Raw genomic sequence first — 5333 nt, forward strand, 5'->3', positions numbered from 1 at the left:
CTAAAATGCATAACGCTTTATTTATTAAAATTTTTTATAAAAATAAAAGAAGTGATAAAAATTAAACTTTATCACTTCTCTACTTAATTACTTGGTGGCTTACCGGGGAATCGAACCCCGGACACCTTGATTAAAAGTCAAGTGCTCTACCGACTGAGCTAGTAAACCATATGTAATTAAATGGTGCACCATCACGGGTTCGAACCGGGGACACCCTGATTAAGAGTCAGGTGCTCTACCAATTGAGCTAATGGTGCATATATGGTGCGTGTTAAGAGATTCGAACTCCTGGCCCACGCCTTAGAAGGGCGTTGCTCTATCCAGCTGAGCTAAACACGCATTTTAACATTATTATGTTAATAATGGAGCGGGTAGTGGGAATCGAACCCACCTTTCCAGCTTGGAAGGCTGGAGTATTACCGATATACGATACCCGCAAGTAGCTTGCCTATATAATATAACATCCTCATAATATATTGTCAACACTTTTTATAAAAAAAATTTTTTTGTCAAAAAAACAAGAAGATAGGCATTTTAATTACCTATCTCCCAATTACTTAAATTTTAAACTTTCCAATACTTTCTTTAACTTTATCTACAAGATCAGTTAGCTGTTCTGCACCATCTGTTACTGATTCAAAAGCCTTACTTTGTTCATCCATTGACTGACTAATTTCTTCAGTAAGAGCTGCTACTTCTATAGCACCTTTTGTAACCTTATCATTAATTTCTAAAACTTCATCCTTTTTAGAATCAACTATAGTTATTTCATTTGCAATACTATCTGTAATTTGAATCATTTCTTTTAATGCAGAAGTCATAGATTTAAATGTATCATTTACTTCAACAAGAGAAGATTTTTGTTTTTCATTAATAATTTCTGATTCTGATATTGAAGTTTTTGTTTGACTTACAGTACCATTTATTCTTTCTATATTACTATAAATATTGCTTGTTGCTTTTTTAACTTCATCTGAAAGAGATCTTATAGAATCAGCAACAACTGCAAAACCTTTTCCTGCTTCCCCTGCTCTTGCAGCTTCTATAGATGCATTTAATGCTAAAAGGCTTGTTTGTTCTGAAATATCTTCAATAACTTCTATGGCAGTAGAAATTTTCTCTATATCTAAAACCAGTTGTTCTACACTTTCCTTTACTTCTTTAAAACTTTCAAAAGATTTCTCATTAGCTTCAGTAACATATTCTATTTTATTAACACTACTATCTAAAGCTTCATCAACTTTTTTGCTATGGCTTTCCATAACCTCATTCATAGCTTTAAGAGCATTTATACTTTCTCCTAACTCAGTAGTTTTCATACTGCTAAGTTTAGTTTCTTCTGTTTGATTACTCATATTTTCAGCTATTGATGAAACTTGATTAGTTGTCTCACTATTAGAAGCACTAAGTTCTTCTGCTACAGAGCAAAGATCTGACGAAGCCCCTTGAACATTCGATGCTAAGTTTTGAGTATCTTGTATAAGTTCTCTAAGCTTTAAAATCATTATAGTAAATGCTTCACTTAAATCATTAAACTCTTTTGTATGGCATTTTCTATTTAACTCCACATTCAAGTCACCTTCAGCAATTTTCTTACTCTGCTCATTAAAATAACCTATAGGAGCTACCATACGTTTACTGCAATTACAAATAGCACTAAAGACCATATATACATTCTAACTTTTAATCCATTGGCAGCTGAATAAATACTTTTTTCACTACCTTTTATAAATATTTTCCATCCTGTGTATTCGTCTGTACAATATTGAGCTATATATTTTTCACCATCAACAGCATATTTTATACTTCCCGATTTTAAAAGCTTGTCTGATTTTAAATTGTCAATTCCCAAATCATTAATTGAAGTTCCAAGATATTTAGAATCTTCATGGTATATAAAATTTCCTTTTGAATCTACTATAAAGCCTTCCATACCTAATTTTTTATATTCATCAAAAATGTATTCATACGCCTTTGAATCTATTGACGCTGTAATAACTCCAATAAATTCTCCATCTTCAATAATTGCCATTGAAACATCATTTGCATAAGTATTTATTTCCTCTATATATCTTGTTTCTGAAATAACAACTCCGTCTACACTAAGAGCATCTTAAAAAAACTTGTCCTTACTATAATCATTCCCCTCTGCACCATATGTTGATAAATATACAATACCATCTTTGTTTATAAGAGATTCACTTAATAAAGATGAATTAAGTTCTAATTCTTCATTGAAAAAACTTAATAAAGTTGATTTTATCTCTTCTATTTCTTGATTATTACTATTAACCTCAGATATAGAACGCTTAAGCAGTTCATGAAGTCTAACATCATCTTTATATTTATCTAAAGCAAAATTTACATTTTCTGCTTCTAAAAATACATCTTTAGCTACACTCTTCGAACTGACTTCTAATTTTTCTAAAGTTATTTTTTCTATGACCTTACTTGCTGAAATGCTACTTGTCATCCAAAGTGAAAAGCAGGTAACAGCAATAATAAGCGCTACACCTATTATAGCTAGGGTACTTAATTTTATAGGCCCTCTTTCTCTTTTGTTAATCATATCCCTATTCCCAAATTCCTCTCAAAAAATTTTCTTCCTTGAGTTATCGTACATTTTAGAATCTAATTAACAGGTAGGCGCATACTATTAGAATTTCGTAAATATATCTCTATAATTTTATAAATTCACTTTTAATTTCATCTTTTTTTGCCTTTTCCACAAAAAATATATTCTGATGAAAATCTGGTACATATTGTTTTAGTTTATTTTGTATAACTTTTACATCCTTCTTATCTACAGAAGAATTTCCTTTAATATAATTTTTATAAATATCAAACCATACCCCAATTATGACATATTCAATAACTGGCTTAAAAATATCATATAATGGCTCTTTCTTCATATTTTCAATATACTTTTCAGAAAAAATACTACTAACGGCAATAGAACTCTTATTCTTCTTTTTATTTGAAAATGAATCTTCATTATTTCTATAATAATATAAACATTCATTAACTATTCCAATACTTTGAGCCCTTAAGTATAACCTTGTTAGGAAATCTACATCCTCTAAAGGAATTCTTCCTATAAACTCTAAATTAGAATTTATAATAAGGTCTCTTTTTATAATTTTACTCCATAAAAAACCGCAGGACATCATAATTTTAACCCTATTTTCAAGTGTTATTTCTCCTTCTAATTCTGAGCTCCATAGCATCATTTCAGATTTTTTTCTTTCACTATAATATCCACATTCAACAATGTCATAGTTTCCTAAAATAGCTTTTTTATAAAGCTTCTCATATATGTCTTTTTTAATTAAATCATCACTATCGGTAAAGCCTATGTACTCTCCTGATGCATATTGAATTCCTATATTTCTAGCCATTCCTGGTCCCTGATTTTCATTAAGTCTAATTATCATTACCCTTTCAGGATCTGCTTTTTCTATTTCATATAATATATTTGCACTATTATCTGTTGAACAATCATCAACAAAAATAAATTCCATCTCTTTTAAACTTTGAGACAACAAAGCCTCTGCAGTCTCTTTTAAATATTTTTTTGCATTATATACAGGAATAATTACAGATACTTTACAACTCATAAAAATTCTCCTCTCCACCTTTTTTATACCAATATATTAACATATTTATTAATATATCAAGTAAAAACTGTGAATAATATTTGATGAGTTGTGTATATCTTTTACTTATCCTTTAAAAAGTCCTCTATCATTTTCAATGCTTTTTCTGACTTTTCTTTTCCTTCTAAAATTATATAATCATGAACTGTTTCTGTTTCAACAAAGGTCTTAACTGTACTTCCAGAAATTTTTTCAATTTTATCTTTAAAAAGTCTACAGTCAGGATTCAAAATTTCAGAATCTGTATATATAATAAAAAATTCTCCAAGATTATTTAAATCACCATATATAGGTGAAACTCTAGGATCTTTTTCATCTATATTTCCTCTATACTTTACTCCAGCATTAAAGCACTCATCTAATGGGAGTGCAGGATCTATTTTATCGTATTCTAGAACCTCTTTATTTGATAAACTTATATCTAACCAGGGAGATATTAATACTGATTTTTTAGGTGCTATCTTCATTTTTTCATCTCTAATTATAATTGCTAAAGATACAGCCAAGCCTCCTCCTGCTGAATCTCCTAAAAGATAAAAGTTGCTATCAGAATATTCTTGAATTATTTTATTATACCCTTTTATAACTACATCTATAGTTTTTTCTGCTGTACTTTCTGGAGCTAGTGGATAATCAATATAAGTTATTGTAAAACCCATGTCAGCTAATTTTTCAACAAAATCCTTATGACCTGGACATGCCTCTAAAACATAAGCTCCTCCATGAAGAAAATATATATGTTCTTTTGTTATATTTCCTTTATAGATTGTCTCCATTCTGTATCCATCTACAAACTTTTCTCTTACCGTGTATTCTTTCTTAAATTTATCAGGAAGCATGTAACTTCCACCTGTTCTTTCTGGATTTTTAATCCTCATTCTTCCTTCATCCTTAAGACTATTCATATTAATCACCTCAATTTAATTATAATCACATTTCTATACTTTTGCTATTTTTATCTTATTTTACTTTTATTGTAATAATTATTTTTTCTTTACACAACATATATTGTAAATAAAAAATAGAGGGGATTTTTAAGATATGGATTATAATTATTTTGAAGATAGAAATAACAGAAACTGTACTGACCACTGTAAGAAGAATGATTGCAGAAGAAATTGCAAAGATGTTCTAGAAAAATACCATGAATTAATAAAAAAATCTGAAGAACTTTATGAAAAAGCTAACTATGTAGTTCAAAAAGAAGTTGCAAAAGAAATCTGTGATGCATTAAAAGCTCTTACTGAAGCTTTCAAAATAGCTGAAAAAGCTTATAAATTAGAAATGGATGCTAAAGATTTCTTAGACAAAACTGATTGTGATAAATCACCTAAAAAGTGCAAAAAAATTTTATGTGAAGCTGACCAAGGTTATGAAAACCAAACTAAAGCTTTAATTAAAGCTGGTAATTTATTGAAACAAGCTTTAGAAGAAATTGAAGAATCTTTTAAACAAAGAGACTGTGCTGATGATTTATATGATGATTATGTAAAATGTGTTCATAGAAAAGATCAAAAAGATTGTAACTGCAGATAACCTTATAAAAATAATAACCATAAAAATAATGAACAAAGTGGCTGACGCCACGCTTTTCAGCGCAGGAAGCAGCTTTGTTTTACCATGCAAAAGGTTCTAAAAGTAAAATAATTTCATATTAAAATACAATTTAATTATTTT

The 5333-nt window shown here is 29.1% G+C and carries 6 protein-coding genes and 4 tRNA genes; 1 reads left to right on the forward strand and 9 read right to left on the reverse strand.

What is annotated here, in order from left to right; translation table 11 throughout:
- Positions 1–92 precede the first annotated feature (92 nt).
- The 9 genes from BM384_RS15290 to BM384_RS15330 form a co-directional block, all read right to left on the reverse strand.
- A tRNA-Lys gene (locus BM384_RS15290) sits at positions 93–168 on the reverse strand.
- Positions 169–181: 13 nt separating this feature from the next.
- A tRNA-Lys gene (locus BM384_RS15295) sits at positions 182–257 on the reverse strand.
- A 5-nt stretch (positions 258–262) separates the two neighbouring features.
- A tRNA-Arg gene (locus tag BM384_RS15300) sits at positions 263–339 on the reverse strand.
- Between the two features lie 24 nt (positions 340–363).
- Positions 364–437 (reverse strand) — tRNA-Gly (locus BM384_RS15305).
- Between the two features lie 120 nt (positions 438–557).
- The gene (locus BM384_RS15310; RefSeq protein WP_175537419.1) at positions 558–1631 is read right to left on the reverse strand and encodes a methyl-accepting chemotaxis protein; all 1074 of its coding nucleotides are present in this window, start codon (positions 1629–1631) and stop codon (positions 558–560) included.
- A complete protein-coding gene (locus BM384_RS15315) occupies positions 1625–2032 on the reverse strand; it encodes a cache domain-containing protein (RefSeq protein ID WP_090014879.1) in 408 nt (135 codons plus the stop codon). Before BM384_RS15315 ends, BM384_RS15310 begins: the two co-directional genes overlap by 7 nt.
- Before the next feature lie 81 nt (positions 2033–2113).
- Positions 2114–2569 carry a hypothetical protein gene (locus tag BM384_RS15320; RefSeq protein WP_090014882.1) on the reverse strand — a complete coding sequence of 152 codons (456 nt, stop codon included), beginning with the start codon at positions 2567–2569 and terminating at the stop codon, positions 2114–2116.
- Between the two features lie 109 nt (positions 2570–2678).
- Positions 2679–3617: a glycosyltransferase family 2 protein gene (locus tag BM384_RS15325; RefSeq protein ID WP_090014884.1), complete on the reverse strand. Its 939-nt coding sequence runs from the start codon at positions 3615–3617 to the stop codon at positions 2679–2681.
- A 101-nt stretch (positions 3618–3718) separates the two neighbouring features.
- Complete coding sequence (locus BM384_RS15330) at positions 3719–4561, reverse strand: alpha/beta hydrolase (protein ID WP_090014886.1); 843 nt, start codon at positions 4559–4561, stop codon at positions 3719–3721.
- A gap of 136 nt (positions 4562–4697) precedes the next feature.
- Here BM384_RS15330 and BM384_RS15335 point away from each other — a divergent pair, with 136 nt between their 5' ends.
- Positions 4698–5192: a hypothetical protein gene (locus tag BM384_RS15335; RefSeq protein ID WP_090014888.1), complete on the forward strand. Its 495-nt coding sequence runs from the start codon at positions 4698–4700 to the stop codon at positions 5190–5192.
- Positions 5193–5333 lie beyond the last annotated feature (141 nt).

This window comes from Clostridium sp. DSM 8431, from assembly GCF_900116755.1.
GTDB lineage: Bacteria > Bacillota > Clostridia > Clostridiales > Clostridiaceae > Clostridium.

What these genes read in the sequence shown, in the direction of transcription:
- BM384_RS15320 (WP_090014882.1), bottom strand. Translation starts at nt 2,569, where the DNA reads ATGATTAACAAAAGAGAAAGAGGGCCTATAAAATTAAGTACCCTAGCT.
- BM384_RS15335 (WP_090014888.1), top strand. Translation starts at nt 4,698, where the DNA reads ATGGATTATAATTATTTTGAAGATAGAAATAACAGAAACTGTACTGAC.
- BM384_RS15310 (WP_175537419.1), bottom strand. Translation starts at nt 1,631, where the DNA reads ATGGTAGCTCCTATAGGTTATTTTAATGAGCAGAGTAAGAAAATTGCT.
- BM384_RS15315 (WP_090014879.1), bottom strand. Translation starts at nt 2,032, where the DNA reads ATGGCAATTATTGAAGATGGAGAATTTATTGGAGTTATTACAGCGTCA.
- BM384_RS15330 (WP_090014886.1), bottom strand. Translation starts at nt 4,561, where the DNA reads ATGAATAGTCTTAAGGATGAAGGAAGAATGAGGATTAAAAATCCAGAA.
- BM384_RS15325 (WP_090014884.1), bottom strand. Translation starts at nt 3,617, where the DNA reads ATGAGTTGTAAAGTATCTGTAATTATTCCTGTATATAATGCAAAAAAA.